Below are 23,363 nucleotides of genomic sequence, written 5' to 3'. Positions count from 1 at the left end.
CCACATATTTAACTTTTGTTAACAGTTTTTCACGAGTTTCTTAAACAGCTAGGGACGTGTACTATTACAAGGTCACTAAACTTTAAATCGTCATTAACAACTTGTTCAGCAGTAACAGTATAGATTTTCTCATCAGAAAATGTTAGTTTCTCCATCACCGTCAAAGTCGGGTTACAGTTCAGGCTGAGTAGAACTTGGGCTATCTTCTTAACTCCGTCAGGGTAAGGTTCAGGTATTATCAGCAGATCTCTTCCAAGTGCTATCGATTTCCCGATGATAGAGTAATCTAGGTCACCCCTTACATGGAAAGTAATAAAAATAACTTGAGAGAGGTCTTTTTCCACGTAAGCTAAGGCCCTTAACACTGAAGATATCCCTGAAAGTATTACATACCTTACACCTACTTTAGCACACTCTTTCTTTATGCGGTCTAAGAACTGGTAGTCAGACACCATTGGGTCTCCGTGAAAAAGTATAGCTATATCGATAGTCTTAGACCTCTTAACTAACTCAGGGATTTGCTTTTCTTGTTCCTTATAGTTAAGGTATACTATCTCCTTAGAGCTATCGGTCTTAATGAAGTCGAACCGGTCTATAACACTCCTCCACCCAGCAATTACCTTACAGCTCTTTAATGTGTTAACCGCCTTAACTGTGATTAGTTCTGGGTCTCCGCTTCCGACACCGACTAAGTATATCACTACTGCTCACCTACCGTAGCTACGGCTACAGTGACTTCTCTTTTGTACTGGATCTTCCTTAAAATCAGTTTCGCACCATTCCCACCGGAAATCAATGCCGAGACCTCAGCCACTCCTTTTAGCCCTAGTTCGGATAACTTCTCCGAAGGAGGGGTTAGACACTCATCGTTAAAGGAGTTAATTTCCTCGGGTGTGATTTTTCTAAAAGGCACACCGAGTTCTTTGCTCACACTCTCTACTGAGTCCCTCAAGGACGCTATTACCGATACTCTGTCCAAAGTGAGGGAGAGGATGTCCAAGGCGTGAAAGACCGCTTCTTTAATAACCGTCGGGCTTGCCTCTTTTTTTGCCCCTACTCCAACAGCTACCTTCAGTAACTTAAGGCACACTGTGTTTTCGTCTCTGCATTCCACCTCTTTGTCTGTGACCACGACATTATACTTACACTCTTCACCTATCACATAGTTCCCCCTTACACCTTTAGGGAGCTCTTTTAATCCCTTTACACAGACATTTTCGCCCCTTAATAGTGCTGACGTAACTTTAACGATAGCATTAACGTTTATTACCTTAGCTATTAACGTATTGGCAAGTTCTTCAATACTTGTAATCCCACTCTGCTCACTTGCAGTAGTTATCACTGGAGTAGAGTTCAGGGCTTTTGCGAGCTCCTCGGTTAACTTATTTGACCCCCAATGTGAGCCTAAAACCGGGATAACAAACTTTAAACCGTCATCCACTGTTACCACTGATGGGTCTTTGTCCTTCCCTTGAGCAAACCTGCAGACCGTCCTCACTACTCCTCCTAATGCCATGATAAACACTATGGCATCGTAGCAACTCCATGCCCTTTCAACGTTCTCTAGGCTATATTTAAAAAGAACTGCAGGGTAACCGTTTTCCTTTAGGGCCTCTAACACCTTCTTAGCACTTTCTTCATTTGTAGCGTAAATTACTGCAATTCCCCTCCTCCACCACATTTTAACTACAACGTGTTCAAATTGATAGGACATAGTTAAATGTATGACTACTGGTTCTCGTTAAATGGTATTAAGATATTTTCTCGATCTAAAAAATAGAGTTTTTAAAAAGATAGTGGGGGGGGGGGGGGATTATAGAGGTGACCTTAAAACCCCCCTCACAAATATTGTAAAAAGTCGTTCACAGTCTTGGAATTTATTACCTAAAGTATTCTAACAGTTGACTCTATAACTTTAGAACTAACAATGTAATTTAAGACTATCTCCTAAAAAGTGGAGAATTGTGTCTTTAATTCCTCTTTTATCTGCCTTCGTCTTGTTGCTCCTGCTTAGCCATATCTATTATTTCCGCGACCATAAACCCGGCTAACAACCAAAGTACGAAGGCACCGAGTGCTGCTGCAGCCGCCGAAGGTATAGAAGTTATCATTACATATATTGTAAACGCAGCTGCACCTAAGGACAGTGAAATCTCTAACTTTCTCTTCTTTAACCTCTTTAACGATATCCTCGTAAGAGAGAAGTCCGTAGCTAGGTGGACATAGAGGTTACCGAGTAGCGACATAAACCCTACTGCAAAGAACGCATTAAACGCATTACCACTAAAGAGGACTAGAGAGAGTAGGACTATTATCCAATATGCTATTACGGTGACTACTACAGCATTAAAAGGTTCCCTACCGTTTTTCAGCTCAGCTAGTTTTTGGGGGAAGAAACCGTTAACTGACATCGCGTAAATAGTCCTGGAAGTGGCAAACATAAAAGTCAAAGTAGCTAATATGCCGTCATTTATAGCGGCTATAGAGGCGAAGGCTAAAGTCGCTAACCCGAACCTGTTTTGGATTAACGTAAGAAGGGACATCGAGGAACTTAAGTCCAAGTTATAGTACACTATGTGGTCAATTATAGCGTAGATGTCAAAGGAAGCGAAAAGCCCACCTAGTAAAATCACTGTAACGATAGCCCTTGGTACTGTCTTTTTAGGGTCTTTAACTTCGCCTGATAACGGGGTTATCGACCCATAACCTGTAGGTATGCTGGAGCCAAATATTATTGCAGCTGCGAGTGAAGAAATAGGGGGTATCTTCGAAAATGGGTTATAGAACGTGAAGTGAGTAGAGTAAAGAAATGTAATTGCAAGTACTCCCATAATAAGTATCTCGAGAGAGCTGGCAAAAATCGCATAAGTGAAAGACGGCCTCTTCCCAAGGAGCACTATTAGAGACGCCCCAGAAAGGAAAATTAGGGATAGTTCAAAGACGTTGAAGAAAGGGAAAACTGTAGAGATTACAGCTACTGCACCTAAAACATATGCACTACCGTATAATGCTGAATAAAATAAGTAAGTCCAACCTGTCTCAAACCCAAGCCTTTTAGTAAGGGAGTAATATGAGTATGTATAATACCCACCGCTCTGAGTGAACTTAACGGATAACTTGTACGCTACTAGACCGTTTAACAAAACTAACATGGTACCTAGGACTATTGCTATAGGAGTAAAAGCCCCTGCTTCAGAGTAAGACGCAACACCGTAAACTAAAATACTCAAAAAAGGGGCTTGCCCTCCAAGACTCATAAACACTAAGTCCCTTAGACCTATTTCTCTAATAGGCTTTTGAAGTCCTCTCTGAGACGATTTTGACATACGCCAAACATCTTTTTTATTGAACTAATAAAAAACTTCTTACTAAAGTTTAATTTAACTACAGATAGGGAGATTATTACAATATTAATAGTAAATGTGGACAAAATAGTTCGCTGTAAAGTGCTAGGGCTACCCTCGAGTCTTTTGTGGTAGTATTTTTTGGATATTTAATAGTTAAACTTAACTTTTGCGGGACAAATAGAAATCAGGAAAGAAACGGGAACTACTCATTGAAAATTTTTACAGAAATTATTTAGGGATTCTATAACTATCAACAAATGATAGAAAATAATATTAACCGGCGGTATTATCCTAATACTGAATGAAGACATTACTAGTTTCTACATGGACTAACATAAATACCTCTGAAAAAGAATATAAGGTTGTAGATAGCAGAGGGAATGAGACCGAGACCATAGTAAAGAGCTATAAACCATCATTAGCCGAGTACTCTTTCCTGAAAGAAGAGACTACCGATGTGAAAATACTAGCCTTTTTACCTTCTTTTCTGGCTACGAATTTGAACGAATTACCTACTTCATACTCTATTTTAGAGAACTCCCTTAAAGAACTTGTTATGCAGAGGCTATCCTTACCCGACATGAATGATGAAATATTCGTCCTACCCTCTTCAGGGACTTTTAAGTCAAGTAGTAACGTCCTCAGTATCCATGATGGGGGTATAGGAAATTTCAACTTCCTCAGTTATTTGTACACTTACAGCAAACTAGTATCTGAGGAGCCAGAGATGGTTATGGTAGATTTAAGCGAGGACTCATCGTATTTAGCATATGTGACATATAACGCGGTTAGGTTAGCTGTTGAAGATTACGCGTTTACGCATAAGAAACAGTTAATGTTAGTCGAGCTAGCGTCTGACTTTTCAAATAGGTTATTCCCGCTAAGAAAAAAAGTGATAAAGGACGTAAACCTACACCAGTACCTAACTTCAGACATTAAACTTGCTAAAGGGATGAACACACAAGGTAAGAGCGAACTCTACGGTATAGGTAAAGCGTTAGAGCTAGGCTTTCCGTTAGCCCTTATTTATTTAATCAGAGAGACTGGTGAACTAATTTCACCAGAGGAATTTAGGAAACAGATCTTAGAAGGACTGCAAATACAAAAGAGTAATGGGGTGTTCTCGCTAACTGCTTCGGTCAGGGCGAGTATGAGTGCCCCGTATTATTTCATGGGTTACCATTTTGTTGAAACCAACAAAAAGATAGTTGAAGGAGAGATAACTCTCGATAAACTAAATGAATTCTTAGATTATTATACGGGAGCTACTAGGGCGTTAATAAAGAGAGAGATAGAAATAATAAGGAAATTAAGTGAACTGGTCAAAGATGGAGAATACCTACTGGACTCCCTAATAAGGATAGGGAATACGAGAGTCCTTGACTGGCTGGAAGGTAAAGTATACGAAGGAGGAAAGGTAAAGTGTGATATTACAGAAGAAGAAATGGTCTCTCATGCAGGGATGGGCAGGAAATTTACCAAAGTAAATAAAGAAGATAGCGTAATAACTGTGAAATATGCTGAAGAATGTTTGGACAGTATATTGTCATGGATAAAGAGTATAGGTAGGGAGGATTAGTACCTTCTCCTCTTTTCACAGTTAAATTATCTTAAATATCTCAGACACCGTAGTTAGGACGAAGGTACTCCCCAAAAACAAGTATATAGTTGAAGGTCTCATCTTGTTCGCCATCCTTGCAAATAGGTACCCAAATAATAGGGCTGTAGTCCCTATTATTAATGAGTCTTCTAGATCTAGCAGCCCTACAGAGAAGTATGCAATCGCACCGCTTGTGGCAGAAAAAAGCATAGAAAGGGTCGCCGTCCCGATCATCTTCTTTATACACATAGAAGAAAAGAGGAGTATCATTAATGCTATGAACATTATCCCTCCACTAGCACCTAGAGTCCCGGTAACGATACCCACTAAGATCGCCATTAAAAACCCCGCAGGGAAAGATAACTTACCCAGATTTAGGTGCCTCAACTTCAGCTCAGGGTTCTTTGACCTCCTGAACGATATATAAGCCATGACCGAAGTGAAGACTGCAAAAGCCCCTTCAAGTAACTTCTCCGGGGTTTCTACTGCAATCCTAACCCCTATCTGTGAACCGACTACAGCCCCTAAGGCTAGGATACTACTGATCTTATAGTCGGTATTTTTGTTCTGGATATAGGCTACTACTACGGAAACCGTAGTAATTACATCTACAAGGAGACTTGAACCGACAGCGTCTTTGAAAGACAAGCCTAGATAGGAGAGTGCTGGTACTACAATTAGGACACCGCTAGACCCAGTTATCCCGGTCAGTGCACCTACCGCGACCCCTATAAGTATTAAAATTACGACTAACGCTAAACTCATTCCCATGAAGATTTATACAACACCCTAAAAATTCTTACCCTACTTTTATAAAACCCGTTTATAGTCTTTAAATGCGATATTTAACTATGGCGTTTTCACCAGAACTCCTAGAGGGGAACGTAAAGTTTTATAACCTTAAAAAACTTGAAAGCCTAGGTTACGACGTTTTTTCCTTACCTTATTCTATAAGGGTATTGGCAGAAAACGTAATGAGGAACTTGGACGGTAAGAAGGTCACAGATGAAGACCTCCAGAAAATAGGGTCATGGAAAACTGGAGAGGAGTTTTCCTTTTTACCCACGAGAGTAATAATGCAGGATTATACCGGTGTACCCTTACTAGTAGACCTAGCAGCGATGAGGACTGAATTAGCGAAAAAGGGAAAAGACCCGTTAAGGGTAAACCCGGTAATCCAGTCTGATTTGGTAATTGACCACTCAATACAAGTTGACTATTACGGGACTTCTTCCTCCTTGTTGCTAAACATGCAGAAAGAATTCGAGCGAAACTCAGAAAGGTACACTTTCTTAAAATGGGCTCAAAAGAGTTTTAGGAATTTAAGGATAGTCCCTCCGGGCAACGGTATTATCCACCAAGTAAACCTCGAGTTCTTAAGTAGAGTAGTAGATATAAGGGAGGTTAAAGGAGAACAAGTAGCATTCCCAGAAATTGTAATCGGCACAGACTCTCATACTACTATGGCTAATGGTGCCAGCGTACTCTCTTGGGGGGTCGGAGGGTTAGAAGCTGAAGCCGTAATGTTAGGTGAACCTTATACCATGATAGTCCCGGAAGTAATAGGAGTTAAACTGGAAGGAGATATCAAGGAAGGGGTGACACCTACCGACGTAGTTCTATATATAACAGAAGTTCTCAGAAAGAAAGGTGTTGTAGGTAAGTTTGTGGAGTTTTTCGGACCTTCTCTGTCACATTTATCCGTCCCAGATAGGGCAACAATTGCAAACATGGCACCAGAGTACGGTGCAACAGTAGGTTACTTCCCGATAGACGAAAGGACAATAAATTACCTCTACGCTACTGGTAGGGACTATAAGATCGTCGAAAGGTATGCAAAAGCCCAAGGGCTCTTCTACGACGAGGAGCCTAGATACACTGAAGTGGTGAAAATTGACTTAAACGATATTGAGCCTTCTGTTGCAGGCCCTAAAAACCCTGACGAGAGAGTCCCCTTGAGAGAATTAAAGAAAAAAATGAGAAAAGATAATAAAAAGTCTGGTTTGTACGTTAAAGATAACGACGTCGTCCTAGCTGCCGTAACTAGTTGTACTAATACATCAAACCCAACACTGATGCTTGGTGCGGGCATACTGGCAAAGAAAGCTGTGGAGGCCGGTCTGAGGAGTAAACCTTATATAAAGACCAGCATGGCACCTGGTTCACCCGTAGTAGCGGAATACCTTAAAGAATCCAACCTCCTACCTTATCTTGAAGCACTAGGGTTCCACATTGTAGGCTTCGGGTGTACTACATGCATCGGTAATGCGGGCCCACTCCCTCCTAAAATAGAGAATGATATCAAGACTAATAACTTAGAAGTCTATGGTGTGATTAGCGGGAACAGAAACTTTGAAGGTAGGGTAAACCCATACCTTAAAGGCGTATTTTTAGCGTCACCTATCCTTGTAATAGCCTTCGCTTTAGCTGGGAGGATAGATATAGACTTCTTCGAAGAACCCATAGATTACGACCCTAATGGTAGACCGGTTTACTTAAAAGATATCTGGCCCTCAATGAAGGAGATAGCTGATTTCTATAACTTAGCTATGAATCCGGAACTGTATAAGTCAAGGAGCGAGAAAATTTTCGAAGGAGATGAGAATTGGAAGAAACTTAAGGTACCTGAGTCGGAGCTCTATGATTGGGATGAGAAATCGACTTACATAAGGATGCCACCTTGGTTTTCCGCTGAAAACAGTTTCGGAAATATTAGAGGTGCACGTATCCTCTTACTATTAGGTGATAAAATAACTACAGACCACATATCTCCTGCTGGCCCTATAGACCCTAACTCCGTGGCAGGAGTATATCTAAGGCAATTAGGAGTTAGTGAGCTGAATACGTACGGTGCTAGGAGGGGAAACCACGAGGTCATGTTAAGGGGTGGATTTGCTAATCCTAAGCTGAAAAACCTCCTGGTAGACCAACTAGGAGGGTATACGAAACACTTCCCTGACGGTAAAGTTATGAGCGTATACGAAGCTTCTCAGAAATATAAGGAAGAAGGAGTCCCTCTGGTTATTGTAGCCGGAAAACAGTACGGCTCTGGTAGCTCGAGAGATTGGGCCGCAAAAGTTACGGCCCTTTTAGGTGTCAGGGCGGTTTTGGCTGAGTCGTTTGAGAGGATACATAGGAGTAACTTAGTCGCAATGGGCGTTTTACCGATAGAAATACCTGACTGGAGAAGCCTAGGTATAAAGGGAGATGAAATAGTAAATATTCAGTTAGAAAACTTAACTGTGAGGGGTAAAGTTAAAGTTGAATTCGTAAGGGGAGAGCAAAAGGTAGAGGTAGAAGGTAGAGCGAGAGTTGATACTAACATAGAACTAGATTACATCAAAGAAGGTGGAATTTTAAAGTATGTCTTCAATAAATTATTACATGAAGGTTAGAATAAGGGGGATTTATGCTACTGCTTTAACATATTTATTCCTAAAGTCTGGGTATACGATTGTCCAACAGACTCCCCAAATAGTAGAAAGGTTCGGGATAGAAGCGTCTAACGAACCGGCTGATATTACAGTAAAGGACGGGATAGATAAAGGAGAGATAGTATCAATAGGTGGAGATATATATGAGTTTCTGAGGTCGACTTTCAAGTATTCATCTGTATGGAAGTCTCCGGTAAAACTCTACTCCGTAATAGAACCGGAAGGCTGTGAATATATGGGGTACCGGGTCGAACCTTGTATCGAAAAGGGGACTATAATCAAACCGCCGGTAGAGGGGAAAATAGTACTTTCACCAGCTAGGGCTGTAGGAAAAGTAGCCATGGTATGGCGAGGTGAGGGAAAGACCTTCTTTTCAGAACACATAAAAGAAGAAATGAAAGAAAAACTGCTCGCAATAAGTCTACCCTTAAATAAAAAAGGCTATAACATAAAGTGGAGGAGTAATGCGATATTCGTTCCCGCTTCAGAATTAAAGAAAGAACTCGAAAGCCTAGTAATGAGGTACGAGTCAGGAGATTTTAGAAACCAAGGCGAAGAATTTATACGGGTGATCCTGTCTCTAGAAGATAAACTATTCCTTGACGGTATTAGGAGCTTAGTCGTTAAGACCATGAAGTTCCACCATATGCTAAAGTACAGTTACCACCACAATGAGGTAGACGAAGAAGAACAGAATGAAAAGCCTGACCCAATCCCTCTCCTGAAAGGACTAATACGCGACACAATGGCTATTGAACATGTGAAAGCTGATGGAAGGAAGTATACCCTCAGGGAGGGGAAGGTAATATACTCCGAAATAAATAAGGACTTCTATGTGATCAGGCTAAAGAGGGAATTTAAAGGAAGAGGTAACTATGACGGGCTTGAAATACCTATTGAAAACGGGGACTATGATATAGTAGAGTTTGACTCAAGACAATGGTACCAGCTACACAGATATTTTAGTGCAGAGGGGGAATTAAAGGGGATTTACGCTAATATTTCTACCCCACCAGAGCTTTTACAAGGCAAGATCAGGTATTTGGACCTCGAAGTAGACGTAATAAAGAAAGGTAACGAGATAAGGGTCATAGACCTAGAAGAATTAGAGAAGAAGAAGGAACTCTTAGGAGAAGAATTATATAAAAAAGCTGTATTGACTTCTGAGAGTATTAAAAATTCTTTAATGTCCCTCTAGTTCTTCCCTGCTTATTGGTATAATTTTTACTGAGTCTTCCCTTTCATCATATATTATTCTTACGAGATCACCTTCTCTAATGTTTATTTTCTGCCTTATCCTTGAGGGAATTGTTACCTGAAAATTCCTCGACACTTTTACTACATCTTCTACGGGCATACTAATCTATTCCTACTATTAGAACTCGTAATATAAAAGTTTTATACTAAAAAAACCTACTCTATGACCTTAGTTTTTTTGTGACTTCGCTAGAGACTTCTTTTGATAATTTCTTTGTCTGTTCAGAATCTCCCAATCTTCTAGTTGTCTCAAGGCTTTGTTGTAGTCTTCTGGTAGTCTCCATTAGCTCTATCTTTCTGGTCTGTTGAGCTAGCTGCTGCATCTGCTGTAGTGTCCTAGTAGCTTCGGTCAGCTTATTAGCGCTTAAGTCACTGGACAGTTTGTTCATTAGAGCATAATACTGGTATTCGCTCAGCAGGTCATTATTTATCCCGCTAAGGAACGTCTGGGTATCCCTAGCTGGGGTTACCTGGATAACGCTTACTTGCGAGTCGGGTCTACTGGTAGCTGGGTCTTCATAATTTACTTTTACCGTCATTAGGTTTCCACTATAGTTTGGCGGTATATTTACTTCTCCCAAAATCCTCACGACTCCCTCAATTGCCCCTAACTTTACTGGAGGCCCAGGGTAATTGAGTAGCTTTACTGGAGATTCGGAGACTATATCTACTATTACGTTTTTAGCCCCAATCTCGGTTACAGCAGCCTGAGGAAGTGCATTCGCAACTTCCATCGGATCGTTAATGTGGTTAAGGATTCCCCCGCTCTTATCGGCTAGGGTTTTAAGCAGCTGTTCGTTATAGTCATCACCAATGCCAAAAGCTATGACCTTAAATCCACCCGGTAATGGTAATCGGTCATAAGGGGTGATATCCGTAACATCTGTTGGCTGACCGTCTGTTAACAAGATTATGTAGCCCGGTGTCTCGTGTTTTCTAGCTATCTCTATTGCCTTACTAAGTGCTGAATATAAAACCGTTTGTCCCCCAGCGTTTACAGACTGTATTTGAGGAATTAGTGATGGTGCATCGGCAAATTCACTGAGGACATTTACTTGGCTGGAGAAAGTTATAAACGTAATCTTATTGCCCCTAGGGATCCTGTTCAAGAGTTCAATAGCGCCGTTCTTTGCAGTGTCAATTTTTACACCATACATTGAGCCTGAAGTATCTAAGAGTATAATGTAATGAAAACCTGTAGCCGTAGATACTCTTTCGGGGACTATTATTATCCTAAATACAGCTCTAACTTGAGAGTTAAAAGAATACTTATGGCTAACTTCTACTCGTGTAGAAATCGTCATAAAAACACCGCTTACCTTTCATTCCTTAATTATCTTAATCATGGTCTGATTTCCTAATTTTATTATTGAGTTAGGCTCGACCTTTTGTTTACCTTTCACTGGTTGGAATATTTTACCATCATAGACATATGTACCGTTAGTACTGTTTAGGTCCTCTATGTATAGGTCTCCATTCTCCAAAGAGATTACTGCATGTCTTCTTGATATCTCTGGGTCGGGCACGATTATTACGTTTTCAGGACTCCTCCCGACCGATATTGACGGGAATATGTCGAAAGACAGCGGTACTTTCTGGTTAATTAGGCCTGCATACGGAGTATTAATGAATAAGATATAGTACTTAGCACCTGTAGCCATTGGTTGAGGGGGAACTTGAGGTGGTGGTTGGGTAATAACTTGTTGAGCAGGAGTAGGAGGTTGAGGAATTGGAGACGGAGGGACTGGAGATGCTGATTGATCCATAGGGGGAGTGGAAGGTTGAGGTGTAGGTGGAGGAGCCATTGGAGCAGGAGGAGGTTGAACATTTTGATCTGTAGGAGGTGGTGAAACTGGTGTTGGTGGTGGAGTCTGTACAGGCATTTGTGGTGGCGTAGCTGCTTGAACAGTTTGATCGCTTGGCTTTTGAGTACCGCACTTTATACAAAACAAAGAGTCGTCAGTGTTTTCATATCCACATACGGGACATTTCCACGGCATGTATAATGTATTTTGTATAAAAGTATTTATAGTTTTACTCACGTAATATCATATTCAGTTATGACAATAAGTCTAAAGATTAAGAGCTCTACAAATTACGTTGCTTTAGAAAAACCCACAGAAGTCGACTTAATAATAAGGATAGTCCCTGAATCCTTTGTAAGATTTACCGGTATACATTACGTTATTCTAATAGATAACAGCCCGTCTATGAGAAAGGAGAACAAAATGCAAACAGCAATAGCTGCTGCCAACAAGTTAGCTAATGAGATCCCACCTGGTAATTATTTGTCGATATACCTTTTCTCTAACGATTTAGAAAAATTATATGAAGGACAGACTGGTATGCCGATAAATATACCGCCAGAGGTCAAGAAGGGGTATACAACTAATTTCCACAAGGCAATAAACAAAGCCCTAGAGATGGTGAGGGGTTACTCTACACCCGTAAAGTTGATAATACTCTCTGACGGTAAACCTACTGATAAAAGGAACCTAAGCGATTATGAGCCGATCCAAGTCCCACCGCACGTCCAAATAATATCGATAGGGATAGGAAATGATTATAACGAGGCGATAATGAAAAGGCTGGCAGACAAAGGTTCTGGTGTTTACTACCACATACTGGATCCTTCTCAGCTCCCAGTACTATTTGCCCAACAAAAAGTATCCGATGTGGCTGGTTATAATTTAGTACTGAACGTACCTCCGGGGTTTGAAGTCCTAAACTACGAAATGCCGGTGAATATCCCTATTGTAGATAAAGCTGTGACAGTCTACGCTGTAGGTAACGTCCCACCGGGTAACCAACCCGTAGTGCTTAACGTGACGGGGAGCTATTATGACCCTGCCAGAGGGGGGATAGTACAAATAAATGAGCCGTTATACTTACAGAGGGCAAGTTATGCTATGGTCCAACAGAGTATAAACCAGAGCGTAGTAGCTGAGGTAAGGTATTTCAACTTATTAAAACAATACGGTAACGCACTTATGGTCGGGAACAACAAGGAAGCTACACAGATCGCGCAAGAACTCCTAACTGCTGCTGAGCAAACCAGAAGAGAAGACTTGATAGAGGAGACGAGAAAACTTACTGGAGATAAGAAGTCAGACCTATCGGAAGTAACAAGGACTATGAGAAAACAATAGTAGATGGTTTTTAAAATTATCACATCTTTTTAACACCTATGATTAAGTTAACATTCTTCCATGACGTAATTTGTCCGTTCTGCTATATGACATCTAAAAGGCTAAAGAAAGTAGTTAGTGAATTTAAAGGAGAAGTCGTTGTCAAGCATAAAGCTTTCGCAATTATTTCGTCACTAGAGGACCTAATGGCAATAGCACCTACAGAGGAAGACGCAAAGCAAGTTTTCCTTAATGAATTCTCGATTTTAAAGAGGTATATGCCAGATTATGACCCTGAAAAAGTAATAGGAAAAGGCAAAATAAAGTATGTTTGGTCTATCCCACCTTTAATGGCTTGTAAGGCCGCTGAATTTCAAAAAGGTGATGAAGGGCACTGGGAGTTCTTCGATAGGGCACAAGACAAGTTCTTCCTCGAGGGAGAGGATATAACAGATGAAAAAGTCCTCGTCTCGATAGCTGAAGAGATAGGGTTAGATATAAGTAAGTTTAAACAGGACATAAAGTCAAAGAAGACTAAATTAGCCGTAATAGAAGATGAAGAAGAAGCAAAAGCGATGGGGATAAGGGGAGTACCAGCAATCCTTGTAAACGATACTTGGTTAATAAGGGGAGTACAAGAAGAGAATTATTATAGGGCTGTAATTAAAGACATATTAGAACACGGAGATCCAAAAGAAGTTAAACTTAAGGCATATTGGGAAAAAGAATAAGTCATTATTATGTGTACCAATATTAAATTTAGAATTTAAATAATATAACTTTAAAGTTTTTATATATCCGTATGATATAGAATAAATTAAGTGCTTCTTAATCCCTGACCTTGGACTTGTACTTGGGCATCACAGTATAAACTGTAATGGTATATGCATTTATTCATTAACATTTTATTTTACTTAATTTACTGAGGATCAAAAAGTAAGCTTATTTAGGGAGAGAAGTAATAAGTAAATTATGAAAACTGTAAAGAATTATATGTCAACACCAGTATTTCAAGTAGAGGCAAACACGTCTATTCAAGAGGTCTGTAAATTAATGATAGAAAAAGGTGTGGGGTCTGTAATAGTTACTGAAGGTGGGGAACCGAAAGGGATATTCACAGACAGAGACGCGGTCAAAGCACTATCCATGGGTTTAAGTCCAAACGATGAAGTTAGGTTGGCGTCAACTCTGGGGAACCTAATTACCGTAGATGAAGACGCAGATCCTTTTGCTGCGATAGACATTATGACCAAGAATAAGATAAGGCATCTGCCAGTAAGGGACAAAGCAGGGAATATAGTAGGGATGTTTGCCATAACTGATATATCAAAAGTAATGCATGACGTGTCTCCTTAACTTAAAAAACTTCTACCGAGAAATATTTACCAATGAAAATAGCAAAGCTATTACCTACGTCGGCGAGGAGTTTAAAGGAAATAAATGAACTAATAATAGAAGAGATAGAGAAAAATAGTACATTAAAAATTAGAAGAGAAAACGTGTCGCTTTCATACGGAAAAATCTCCTTAATTTCCCAGAATACATACGATTTAATTTTTTGCCCTAATTTGCTTGATGGCGAGTTTTCGCTACTATCCCTCTTATCGCCTTTAATAATCAGGGACAGTTCTTTTTTTAACTCGTCTAATACAAAGGAACCAATAGGATTTCAGCTGAGAGGAAGAAGTTTGTTAATAGGCTCCCCGTTACTCCAAGACCTAATCACTGTAAGCGGGGCAGAAACTATTATTAGGACAGATGAAGAGGTCAGGGCAATATACCCGTTACCTTTTAGGGATGAAGCTTTTGATAACGTGGTTATCTCCGAAGTAATGGATTATGACCTAGTTAGAGAGGCTTTTAGAGTAACTAAAACGGGAGGAAAAGGATATACAATAGTCCCATTTCATATAGACCCGGTTGACGCACTTAAAACACTCTCTATAAAATATAGAATAATTAATGCTAAAGCAATTAAACATTTTTGGATAATAGAGGGAGTCAAAAGCCAATCAAAGAGGGTTTAAACCATCTCTGCCCCCCTATATAAACATTAACCTTGATATGGTGATATCGAGAAGTAGTTAAGAATAGTTAAAAGCTATGAAAAATACTAAAGTCTCCTCTGAGCCTCCAATCCCCCGGGACTGGGATCATGCAGTTTTGTGCGCGGACACTTACCTCCGGTACCCACCTCAATCCGCTTCCCGTTTGTCCCTGCACTTTCATTTCGACTATTCATCTTCAATCATGACCAAGTGTGGGGACTTAGCCCTTGACCACCCCAACTGTAGCGGGTCATGGGCTCCTTCGAGCTCGACAGCACGGGGCTCACATTTCCGCGGTCACCCTTTCGGGCATAGCCAACATTGAGTGAGGTGTCATCCTCACTATAGAAACCTAACATAAACAGATACAAAAAGGGTTTCTATTAGCGTGAAAATGATTCAGCCCTACACTTTATCATTAGCGTAGTTTTAAGCTAAGGATGAAAACTTTATCCCGTCTCAAAGAGGCGAGGCTTGCAGTTCATTTATCATAGCAAAGAGTATTGAGGTTTTTAGTTTAACGAAAAACGTTTTTATCATCTCTACTCTTTTATCATTAATGGTCAGAGTATATAAGTACGGGGACTATTACTTCGCTGGAGTAAGTCACGTGATTCCAGGTTATTTACAAGATGTGGTTTTTGTGTATAAACAAGGAAATACATGGACATCCATAAGCGCGGAAAAATTCAAAAGTAATAACGGGTCTCTAATTCAAATTACCGAGCGAATTAAGTACGCTACGCATGAAGACGACATTTCAAAGGCAGTATCAGACCTCAAGAGGATGGGGATAAATATCGAGGAAGTTGAAAAACCGCCATTCCCTCTAAAAATCCTTGAGGGAAAGAAAAAGATACAAGCGGAGTTTGACTAAATCAGGCCCAGATTCATTCATCATTATTTCAGTTCCGCAGAGAGTCTTCACTACTTGTACATGTGTCTACTAAAGTTAAAAGTTCTCAGCTCTTTTTTCCCTTAGAAAGCTTGAATAAGTAGGAAAAACTCGTTTAGGCGTTTATTGGAAAGCGACAAAAGTCAAGTATTAAGACCTAATACTTATCAAGGTACTTATGCTCTATTTTTACATTGTGAGTTTGAAACTCTACAGTTCTAAAATAAAAGTGTGTTAACACCATGTGTTTATTAAGCAAATTACACCAAGCGTTAGGATTTTACTTAGAGTACTTCTCGTTAACCTCTGTTTGCTTACGCTTTATTCATCTTCGTTTAAATATAACCAAAACAAAACTTAAACCCATGACCGCATTATTTAAAGAAGGAACTCATAGAGAGGGCGGTACAGAAATAATAAGGTCAAATATACTAGCTGTAAGGACATTGGCTGAAATGCTTAAGTCGAGCTTAGGGCCTAGAGGAATGGACAAAATGCTAATAAGCGGAGAATCCGATGTTACGGTAACAAACGACGGTGTGACAATAGTAAAAGAAATGGACGTACAGCATCCGGCAGCTAAAATAATAGTGGAAGCGGCTAAAGCTCAAGATACACAAGTAGGTGATGGCACTACTTCAGCAGTAGTCCTAAGCGGGTTCCTAGCGGAGCAAGCTGAAAAACTCCTAGACCAAAAAATCCACCCAGTTACGATAATAGACGGGTATAAAAAGGCATTAGAACTTTCGCTAGACCTCGGCAAGAAATTTGCTCTTAAGGTAGACCCTAATGATAGGAAAATACTCACGCAGATAGCTTATACTTCACTTAGCAGTAAGTTCTTTTCATCTTCGTCTGCCATGAATAGGATAATTAATATATCAATAGATGCCGTCCTGAGTATAGCGGAAAAAGCAGGAGACCAATACGTAATAGATACGTCAAATATTAAGTTCGTAAAGAAAAAAGGAGAAAGTGCAGAAGAGACAGAGTTAGTCAAGGGGTTCGTACTTGATAAAGAGGTAGCACATGAAGGTATGCCAAGGAGAGTAGAAAAGGCTAAGATAGCAATAATAGACTTCGCGTTAGAGGTAGAGAAACCAGAAATATCAGCTAAAATGAGCTTTACAGACCCGGAACAAATTAGAGAAGCATTAGAAGAACAAACGAAGTACGTGAAATCGCTTGTAGACTCAATTGAGAAATTAGGTGCAAAAGTGATTATAGGACAGAAGGGAATGGACGATATAGCACTGTACTTCCTTGCCAAGAAAGGGATAATGGGCATTAAAAACGTGAGTAGGAGTGATATAGAGAAGTTAGCGAAAGCAACCGGAGCTAGAATAATTTCGTCCATGAAAGACGCAACCCCAGAAGACTTAGGGTATGCAGAAGTAGTAGAAGAGAAAAAAATAGGAAATTCTAAGGCTATATTTATAGAGGGGGCTAAAGACGCCAAAGCCGTAACTGTGCTTGTCAGAGGATCAAGCGAAATAGTAATGGACGAAGTAGAGAGGAGTTTCCAAGACTCGATTAACGCAATTAAAAACGTGCTAAACTACCCATACATAGTGGGCGGAGGAGGAGCTTATGAAGTCGAACTGGCAATGAGGCTGAGAGAGGAAGCTAAGAAAGTAGGGGGAAAAGAACAACTAGCAATTGAGTCATTTGCCGACGCGTTAGAGGAGATAGCTACGACTTTAGCAGGTACAGCTGGGATGGACGAGATTGAAACAATGGTCCAACTGAGGAACTTACATGCTAAGGGGCACAAATTTGCCGGCGTTGACGTGGAAAAGGGTAGAATTGAAGAAGACATGACCAAAATAAATGTCATTGACCCCTTAGTAGTGAAGGAGAGCGTCTTAAAGAGTTCAGTAGAAGCAGTCACGGCATTACTTAAGATCGACGACTACATAGCTGCAGCACCTATGAAGCAAAGCCCACAGCAGCAACAGCCCTACGGATAAACTATTACGGAGTAAACAACTTAGAGTTATGAAAGGATTTTTTATTGTCTAGGTCTTAATAGAAAATTAAGCATGAACAAGATAACTCTTATTGGGATCGTGCTAGTTGTCGTGGGTATAATTTTATTTGTAGCAGACTCTACAATAGCCCCTACTTTAATTAAGCCGACAATGAGTGGGGCTGTACAACTTAAACCGAGCGGGACTGCTAACTTATCGTACCCAGCAAGTTCAATAGTTGTGATAACTTATAACTCTTCCGGACCGATAAAAATAGAAAATTTGCCCTCTACTTCTGCGGTAAATAATGTCTCAGGAAAACAGGTAGTCACAATAGAAAATATTAATTCTACCTCAGGTTACGTTACTTTCTATAACCCTAACCCCTACAGTGTAAGCGTATCATACGTTGAGACCATAACTGGACTTGCCCAAGCAACGGAGATAGGAGTGCTCTTCCTAGGTTCGATTGCGCTATTTATAATAGGTATTATACTAACGGTAGTCGGCTTCCTAAAGAGTAGGAGAAAACCCTCACCGTAAGCCTTAAAGTGAGATAAGAGATTACTTTAATGACCTAACGTGAGATATAATAAGCCTGTTATCGCTGTACATGGAGGAGCGGGTGATTGGTATAAGAGAGACAGCGAAAGAGCGTTAACTGAAATAAAAAATGCGTTGGAAAGAGGGTATGAACAGTTTGTTAACGGTTCTGCGATAGAAGCAGTTGTAGAAGCTATAGCATATATGGAGGACTCGGGAGTTTTTGACGCAGGAGTCGGAAGTGTTAAAAATTCTAAGGGGGAGGTAGAGATGGACGCGGGACTAATGCATGGAAATAGCATGTCAGTAGGTGCAGTGGCTTCCACAAGGAGGAAGAACCCGATAAGAGAAGCCCTAAAAGTTATGAAATACACAAAACACGTGTTAATAGTAGGGGATAAGGGAGACCGGACTCTCGAAGAGATAGCAGGGGGTATAAATTCTGGGGATACTGTAGGGGCCGTGGCTTTAGACGCAGACGGAAACCTAGTAGCCGGCACGAGCACTGGAGGTATTGCGGGGAAGCTTCCCGGAAGAGTAGGAGACTCACCTATACCCGGTGCTGGGTTTTACGCTACCGAAAAAGTTGCCGTATCATCTACGGGTATAGGAGAGGTCATACTGAAGGTATTACCCGCTAAAGAGGTGGATATTTTAGTCTCAATGGGACTTAGTATCGATGACGCAATAATGGGAGTAATAAATAAGGTCACTAACCGCTTCGGCCCCGATAACATTGGCATGATAGGTCTAGACTTTAGGGGCTATGTTGCAGCCTATTTTAACACTAAGGGGATGGCAAGGGGTGTAAAAAACAAGGAGTCTATTAAGGCCTTTATATTCGAAGGAGAGATATAATAAAGTATGAAAAGTACGTAATATATATATATACATACTCTACCTAAGTCTAATAAGTGCAAAATTATAATGCCTTAGCCTAGAAGAAAAAGACTTGCTCTCTTTAGCTCTTTTAGCCTATTTGTTATCTATTACTTCTGAGAAGACCCCTTTATCAGTGTAAAGTTGCACAAAACACTTAGGGTTATTGAACTTCACATACACTTTGCCTTTTATCTTATTAGAACTTGTGTTTATCAGTTTAGAGTTAAGGTTAGACACAAAAGCACTCATGCTCCCGTTGCTCAGGCTTATATTCTGTATCACGAGCATAAGTGTCGAAGTGGTGTTCAGCTCTACTTGACCTGTCCTTTTGGACACGTGCCCTGAAATACTTAATTGAGGGCCAGTATTAGACGGTGCTCTGGAATTATTAGATATATTTAATGGGTCTTTATCTCTAAGCATGACTTTCGATAAAAGGTATACCTTTGAGGATATAAATATATCTGTAGTTGATACATATAGCTCTGTTTTAAGAGGAATTTTATGAAAAATTTAGGTAAACTTAATGTCTAACATCAGACTTAACCTAAAGTATAGCTTACTTTTCTTTTATAAATTAATGCTGTTATATTAATGAGGCCTCTCGAGAGTGCATAAAGATAGTAACGCTTAGGGAAACCAGTTTAATAACTTTCACTGGAGAATAAACGAGGTATAAAACACTGTTTACTACTTCTTTGATAGTATTACCTGAACCGTCCCCATAAAGACTCCCTTATCCGTATAGATTTGAACGGTGCATTGGGGGTTATTAAACACTAAATATACCTTGCCTGTTATTTTATTAGTACCTGTATTAATCACCTTTGAATTGAGGTTAGACACATAAGCGGTAGCATTCCCATCGGTTACAACTACATTTTGGATAATACAAGTTGAAACTGAAACTATGTCTAGTTCTAGTATTCCAGTCTTTTTATCCAACCGCCCTGATATTTTTACCTGCGGTTCTGCATTAGATGATGGCAGTGGATTTTCAGATATATTTAATGGGTTTTTATCTGTAAACATAACTTTTGAGATAATCTACTATTTTGGGCAATATAAATATATCTACCCTTTAACATAATAAGCGATTTTTTAAAATGAAGCGGAATAATTTATAACTGTATTGAGGTACTTAATAGTAGCTCCTCACCCGGACGACGAGACTTTAGGATGCGGTGGGTTAATTAGGATGAAGAGTGACAAGGGCGAAGATGTATACGTCGTATTTATGACAGACGGTAGATACGGCTCACCTCTACCTGAAGAAAGAGGTAGTAAGGCGTTAATAGAAACGAGGAAAAAGGAAGCTGTTATCGCACTTAGTATTTTAGGCGTGGACAAGGATAAAATACTATTCCTAGATTTTGAAGACGGTAAACTAAAGAAAAATGTGAAAGAAGCCAAGATTAAACTGACAAACGTCATAGAGCAACTAAAACCAGACCTGATCTATTATACTGTACCTATAGACGCCCACAGTGACCACGAAGCAACGGGCAAAATTGTAGAAAGTATAATAAAATCCAGGCTCGGTGAAAGGGAAAGGTTCGGGAGGTCATTCCTTATTTGGAAGCCCAGACTAAAGGCTAGAGATCCTTCTATACCCTTAAAGTACGTAAAGAGCTTTTTCTTTAGGCGAGAAACAGAAATAATAGATATCTCAGACTATTTAGAAATTAAGAAAAAAGCGCTAAACGAGTATAAAAGCCAAGTAAGGTGGTTTTCGTCTTCGTTTATAAGGAGGTTTATAGTTGATCATGAGACTTTCTTTAAATAGCGATTGTACAGTGTAGAGTAGAGCCTCTTAGGAGAGACTAAGAACAGGAGAGATGCAACGACTAATTTTACCCCTGACTGGTCCCTAGTATTCATAAAATATGATAAAGCTATTTTCACGCTCTTGATCCTGTTGTTAAATGATGTTGAGCTGTAGACAGTGTAGTAAAATAAGTCGGATAAGTATTCCGCTAACGCTAACTTCTCCGCATATGTACCTTTAAATACGTCCTTAATCCTTTCGGAAATAACCACCCCAAACTCATAGCTTTTAGCATTTTTATCTATGAATTCATTTAATTGAATTTTACCAGAGTAAGCAAAGAAATTTCCGCTATGTGTCCTAAAAAATGTGAGCCTCTTAGAATCTTTAATTAATTTCCCACCATAATTCAATGCAAAATACGGCATTACTACATCGATTGAGTAACCTATATATCTTAACTTTTCTAAATCTACTGCCTCTTTCCGAATACATTCCGAACTCAAGTTATAAGAAAGCTTGGCTAGAAATTTTCTCACATTTTTTCTATTACTTAATTCTATCCTTGTTGAATCTTCCTTTTTTATTTCATTCCCGTCTTCATCTATGAAAATCTTTGAATTATTGTAAAAAACTAGATCATTATTGTTAAATTCACTCTTCACGTTCTCTAGTTTGTCTTTTGTAAACATGTCATCGTCATCGAGAAAACAGATTACGTCCCCTTTACTCTCTTCAATACCGATGGCGATCTTTTCTCCCGTAGGCTTCTTATCTGTGTATATACTCCTTATCCCGTTTTTTTCTAAATATCCGTCGTAATCCGTGAAATTTTTTACAACAATAACCTCATACTCCTCTCTAGGTAAAGTCTGATTTAAAACCGAATTTACAGCGTCCATTAAAAATTTCTTTCTATCATGTGCTGTTACCACTACTGATATCATCACTACTATTCAGCTAATACTAAGGTAGTATAAGTAAGTTACCCGTCCCTGCTCAAAACTATACCTTGTCAGTTTATAAAGGGAAACATTACTAGTGTAAAGCAGATTTATTTACGGGACGGGAGAGCAGGGACTTGCCCTTTAGTACCTAACCAAGCACACTTGACTAAGAAAACCTCGTGATTAATTTTTATATTATATACTAAATATTGTAGTATGCCTTTGAGAAATAAGGAAGAAGTGCTCAAAATATCGTTTTCAGCTTTCTTTGCCGACTTAGGTTACCAAGCTGCTGTAGGCTCCTTACCAATACTCCTCGTCGTATTTTTTCACGCACCGGTATTCATCTACGGGATAACCGAGGCACTAAACTACGGGGGAGGAAGCCTAATATCCCTATTAGGTGGATATATGGCAGACAGAGTAGGGAGTAAAATAGTAGCTGTTACGGGGAACGCGTTAATTATTATCCTATCCTTTACGGGACTCGCGCAGAACTATTTAGAAGCAGTAATCCTATTTGTAGCGGGGTGGTGGTCTAGAAATTTCAGGACTCCAGCAAGGAGGGCAATGCTAGCGGAAGTCACATCAGATGAAGAAAGGAAAGAAGCTTACGGTATATTGCATGCTTTAGATATAGGAGGAGCAATGCTAGCCGTTACTTACTTAACTTTAGCCCTATATTTTAACATTTGGATAGGGTATATTTTACTTTTTACCTTGATACCCCTGACAGTGTCTACAATGCTGCTTTACCTAGTAAAGGCTGGAAAAAAGGGGATCCCGAAAAGGCCCGGAAAAACGGCATTATTCCTTGTCGTGTCCACCATGTTCTTCGGGTTTAGCCAGTACAGCTTCGGTTTTCCCATACTCACGGCCTACGGGGTATCGCATAAGACTTACCTAGCTACAATTACCTACGGTGTGTTCTTAGGCTTTTCATCCCTGTTCGGGTACGTGTTTGGAAAGGCTAAATTACAGAGTTATAAAGGGTTAGCTTTCCTAGGTTACCTCCTAGCAAGTATAGCCACATTGGGTTTCGCAATCTTGTCGTCTCACGGACTGCTGTTTATTTACCTTCTCTCTGCACTGATGGGGATAGCAGTAGCGTCAACGGAAACGTTTGAACCTACAATAATGTCTAAGTTAAGTCCTCAAGGTACGGGGTCTAGTATGGGGGCACTATCTTTCGGGAGGAGCATAGGGTTGTTAGTTGGGAACTCACTTATGGGGTTCTTATATCAAATTAGCTACTCCTATGCTTACATTTTCGCCGCAATAATGTCGTTCATAGCTTTTATCATCGTTATTATTAAGGTAAGGGAAAGTTAGGGAAAATAATTTTTCAAAAAAATAAGAAAAGGACTAGGAAAATAATAAAAAATGAAAATAAAATGATGTGCCCTTGTACCGAGAGATTTTCCTTAAGTTGTTCACATTTCTTTGGAGATATTGGTAGAGGATAATACACCTCGTTAGTTTAATATTTCAATCTGTTCCGCACTTTGAACATCACGCTCTAAACTCACACTCCAGCATTTCTG

23 protein-coding genes are annotated in these 23,363 nt (G+C 39.9%); 13 read left to right on the top strand and 10 right to left on the bottom strand.

Features of this window, described 5'->3' with window-relative positions; genetic code table 11:
* Nucleotides 1-29 precede the first annotated feature (29 nt).
* The 3 genes from KN1_RS10790 to KN1_RS10780 form a co-directional block, all read right to left on the bottom strand.
* Complete coding sequence (locus KN1_RS10790; RefSeq protein ID WP_221287570.1) at nt 30-701, bottom strand: cobalt-precorrin-7 (C(5))-methyltransferase; 672 nt, start codon at nt 699-701, stop codon at nt 30-32.
* Nucleotides 701-1,714: a cobalt-precorrin 5A hydrolase gene (gene cbiG / locus KN1_RS10785; RefSeq protein ID WP_225905661.1), complete on the bottom strand. Its 1,014-nt coding sequence runs from the start codon at nt 1,712-1,714 to the stop codon at nt 701-703. Before cbiG ends, KN1_RS10790 begins: the two co-directional genes overlap by 1 nt.
* Before the next feature lie 268 nt (nt 1,715-1,982).
* Nucleotides 1,983-3,326, bottom strand: coding sequence for an APC family permease (locus KN1_RS10780; RefSeq protein ID WP_221287569.1), 1,344 nt, complete (start codon nt 3,324-3,326; stop codon nt 1,983-1,985).
* Between the two features lie 322 nt (nt 3,327-3,648).
* Here KN1_RS10780 and KN1_RS10775 point away from each other — a divergent pair, with 322 nt between their 5' ends.
* The gene (locus KN1_RS10775; RefSeq protein ID WP_221287568.1) at nt 3,649-4,926 is read left to right on the top strand and encodes a TM1812 family CRISPR-associated protein; all 1,278 of its coding nucleotides are present in this window, start codon (nt 3,649-3,651) and stop codon (nt 4,924-4,926) included.
* A gap of 21 nt (nt 4,927-4,947) precedes the next feature.
* On the opposite strand, the gene KN1_RS10770 is transcribed toward KN1_RS10775, so the two are convergent.
* On the bottom strand, nt 4,948-5,712 hold the full coding sequence (locus KN1_RS10770; RefSeq protein ID WP_221287567.1) for a sulfite exporter TauE/SafE family protein: 765 nt from the start codon (nt 5,710-5,712) through the stop codon (nt 4,948-4,950).
* A gap of 86 nt (nt 5,713-5,798) precedes the next feature.
* Between KN1_RS10770 and acnA the strand changes: the two genes are divergently transcribed.
* Nucleotides 5,799-8,342 carry an aconitate hydratase AcnA gene (gene acnA / locus KN1_RS10765; protein ID WP_221287566.1) on the top strand — a complete coding sequence of 848 codons (2,544 nt, stop codon included), beginning with the start codon at nt 5,799-5,801 and terminating at the stop codon, nt 8,340-8,342.
* Complete coding sequence (locus tag KN1_RS10760) at nt 8,332-9,579, top strand: ribonuclease FAU-1 family protein (RefSeq protein WP_221287565.1); 1,248 nt, start codon at nt 8,332-8,334, stop codon at nt 9,577-9,579. The genes acnA and KN1_RS10760 overlap by 11 nt, the downstream gene beginning before the upstream one ends.
* Here the strand turns inward: KN1_RS10760 and KN1_RS10755 are convergent.
* From KN1_RS10755 to KN1_RS10745, 3 genes are all read right to left on the bottom strand, one after another.
* The gene (locus tag KN1_RS10755) at nt 9,565-9,738 is read right to left on the bottom strand and encodes an AbrB/MazE/SpoVT family DNA-binding domain-containing protein (RefSeq protein ID WP_221287564.1); all 174 of its coding nucleotides are present in this window, start codon (nt 9,736-9,738) and stop codon (nt 9,565-9,567) included. The two genes, KN1_RS10760 and KN1_RS10755, sit on opposite strands and share 15 nt — an antisense overlap.
* 61 nt (nt 9,739-9,799) lie before the next feature.
* Entirely contained in the window at nt 9,800-10,942 is a 1,143-nt protein-coding gene (locus KN1_RS10750; protein ID WP_221287562.1) for a VWA domain-containing protein, read from the bottom strand.
* Between the two features lie 18 nt (nt 10,943-10,960).
* Nucleotides 10,961-11,638 (bottom strand): FHA domain-containing protein, encoded by a 678-nt coding sequence (locus KN1_RS10745; protein WP_221287560.1) that lies wholly within the window; start codon nt 11,636-11,638, stop codon nt 10,961-10,963.
* A gap of 60 nt (nt 11,639-11,698) precedes the next feature.
* Between KN1_RS10745 and KN1_RS10740 the strand changes: the two genes are divergently transcribed.
* The 8 genes from KN1_RS10740 to KN1_RS10705 all read left to right on the top strand — a co-directional run bounded on the left by KN1_RS10740 (nt 11,699) and on the right by KN1_RS10705 (nt 19,080).
* Nucleotides 11,699-12,787, top strand: coding sequence for a VWA domain-containing protein (locus KN1_RS10740; protein ID WP_221287559.1), 1,089 nt, complete (start codon nt 11,699-11,701; stop codon nt 12,785-12,787).
* Nucleotides 12,788-12,825: 38 nt separating this feature from the next.
* Complete coding sequence (locus KN1_RS10735; RefSeq protein WP_221287557.1) at nt 12,826-13,497, top strand: DsbA family oxidoreductase; 672 nt, start codon at nt 12,826-12,828, stop codon at nt 13,495-13,497.
* Between the two features lie 241 nt (nt 13,498-13,738).
* On the top strand, nt 13,739-14,122 hold the full coding sequence (locus KN1_RS10730; RefSeq protein WP_420857146.1) for a CBS domain-containing protein: 384 nt from the start codon (nt 13,739-13,741) through the stop codon (nt 14,120-14,122).
* Nucleotides 14,123-14,154: 32 nt separating this feature from the next.
* Complete coding sequence (locus KN1_RS10725; RefSeq protein ID WP_221287556.1) at nt 14,155-14,793, top strand: class I SAM-dependent methyltransferase; 639 nt, start codon at nt 14,155-14,157, stop codon at nt 14,791-14,793.
* Between the two features lie 580 nt (nt 14,794-15,373).
* Complete coding sequence (locus KN1_RS10720; protein WP_221287554.1) at nt 15,374-15,691, top strand: hypothetical protein; 318 nt, start codon at nt 15,374-15,376, stop codon at nt 15,689-15,691.
* A 383-nt stretch (nt 15,692-16,074) separates the two neighbouring features.
* Nucleotides 16,075-17,679, top strand: coding sequence for a thermosome subunit alpha (thsA, locus tag KN1_RS10715; RefSeq protein WP_221287552.1), 1,605 nt, complete (start codon nt 16,075-16,077; stop codon nt 17,677-17,679).
* A gap of 72 nt (nt 17,680-17,751) precedes the next feature.
* Nucleotides 17,752-18,222: a hypothetical protein gene (locus KN1_RS10710; protein WP_221287550.1), complete on the top strand. Its 471-nt coding sequence runs from the start codon at nt 17,752-17,754 to the stop codon at nt 18,220-18,222.
* Nucleotides 18,223-18,261: 39 nt separating this feature from the next.
* A complete protein-coding gene (locus KN1_RS10705) occupies nt 18,262-19,080 on the top strand; it encodes an isoaspartyl peptidase/L-asparaginase (RefSeq protein ID WP_221287549.1) in 819 nt (272 codons plus the stop codon).
* Between the two features lie 117 nt (nt 19,081-19,197).
* On the opposite strand, the gene KN1_RS10700 is transcribed toward KN1_RS10705, so the two are convergent.
* Both KN1_RS10700 and KN1_RS10695 read right to left on the bottom strand, forming a co-directional pair.
* Nucleotides 19,198-19,527, bottom strand: coding sequence for a hypothetical protein (locus KN1_RS10700; RefSeq protein WP_221287547.1), 330 nt, complete (start codon nt 19,525-19,527; stop codon nt 19,198-19,200).
* Between the two features lie 267 nt (nt 19,528-19,794).
* Entirely contained in the window at nt 19,795-20,136 is a 342-nt protein-coding gene (locus tag KN1_RS10695) for a hypothetical protein (protein ID WP_221287545.1), read from the bottom strand.
* Between the two features lie 100 nt (nt 20,137-20,236).
* On the opposite strand from KN1_RS10695, the gene KN1_RS10690 reads away from it, so the two are divergent.
* Nucleotides 20,237-20,890: a PIG-L deacetylase family protein gene (locus KN1_RS10690; protein ID WP_221287544.1), complete on the top strand. Its 654-nt coding sequence runs from the start codon at nt 20,237-20,239 to the stop codon at nt 20,888-20,890.
* Here KN1_RS10690 and KN1_RS10685 read toward each other — a convergent pair.
* Nucleotides 20,869-21,819 carry a glycosyltransferase family 2 protein gene (locus KN1_RS10685; RefSeq protein ID WP_225905829.1) on the bottom strand — a complete coding sequence of 317 codons (951 nt, stop codon included), beginning with the start codon at nt 21,817-21,819 and terminating at the stop codon, nt 20,869-20,871. The genes KN1_RS10690 and KN1_RS10685 overlap by 22 nt on opposite strands.
* A gap of 216 nt (nt 21,820-22,035) precedes the next feature.
* On the opposite strand from KN1_RS10685, the gene KN1_RS10680 reads away from it, so the two are divergent.
* Complete coding sequence (locus KN1_RS10680) at nt 22,036-23,151, top strand: MFS transporter (RefSeq protein WP_221287541.1); 1,116 nt, start codon at nt 22,036-22,038, stop codon at nt 23,149-23,151.
* The last annotated feature ends 212 nt before the right edge of the window (nt 23,152-23,363 follow it).

Origin of the sequence: Stygiolobus caldivivus (assembly GCF_019704315.1) — an archaeon.
Classification (GTDB): Archaea; Thermoproteota; Thermoprotei_A; order Sulfolobales; family Sulfolobaceae; genus Stygiolobus; species Stygiolobus caldivivus.
This window is presented reverse-complemented; position numbering and strand designations above follow the sequence as displayed.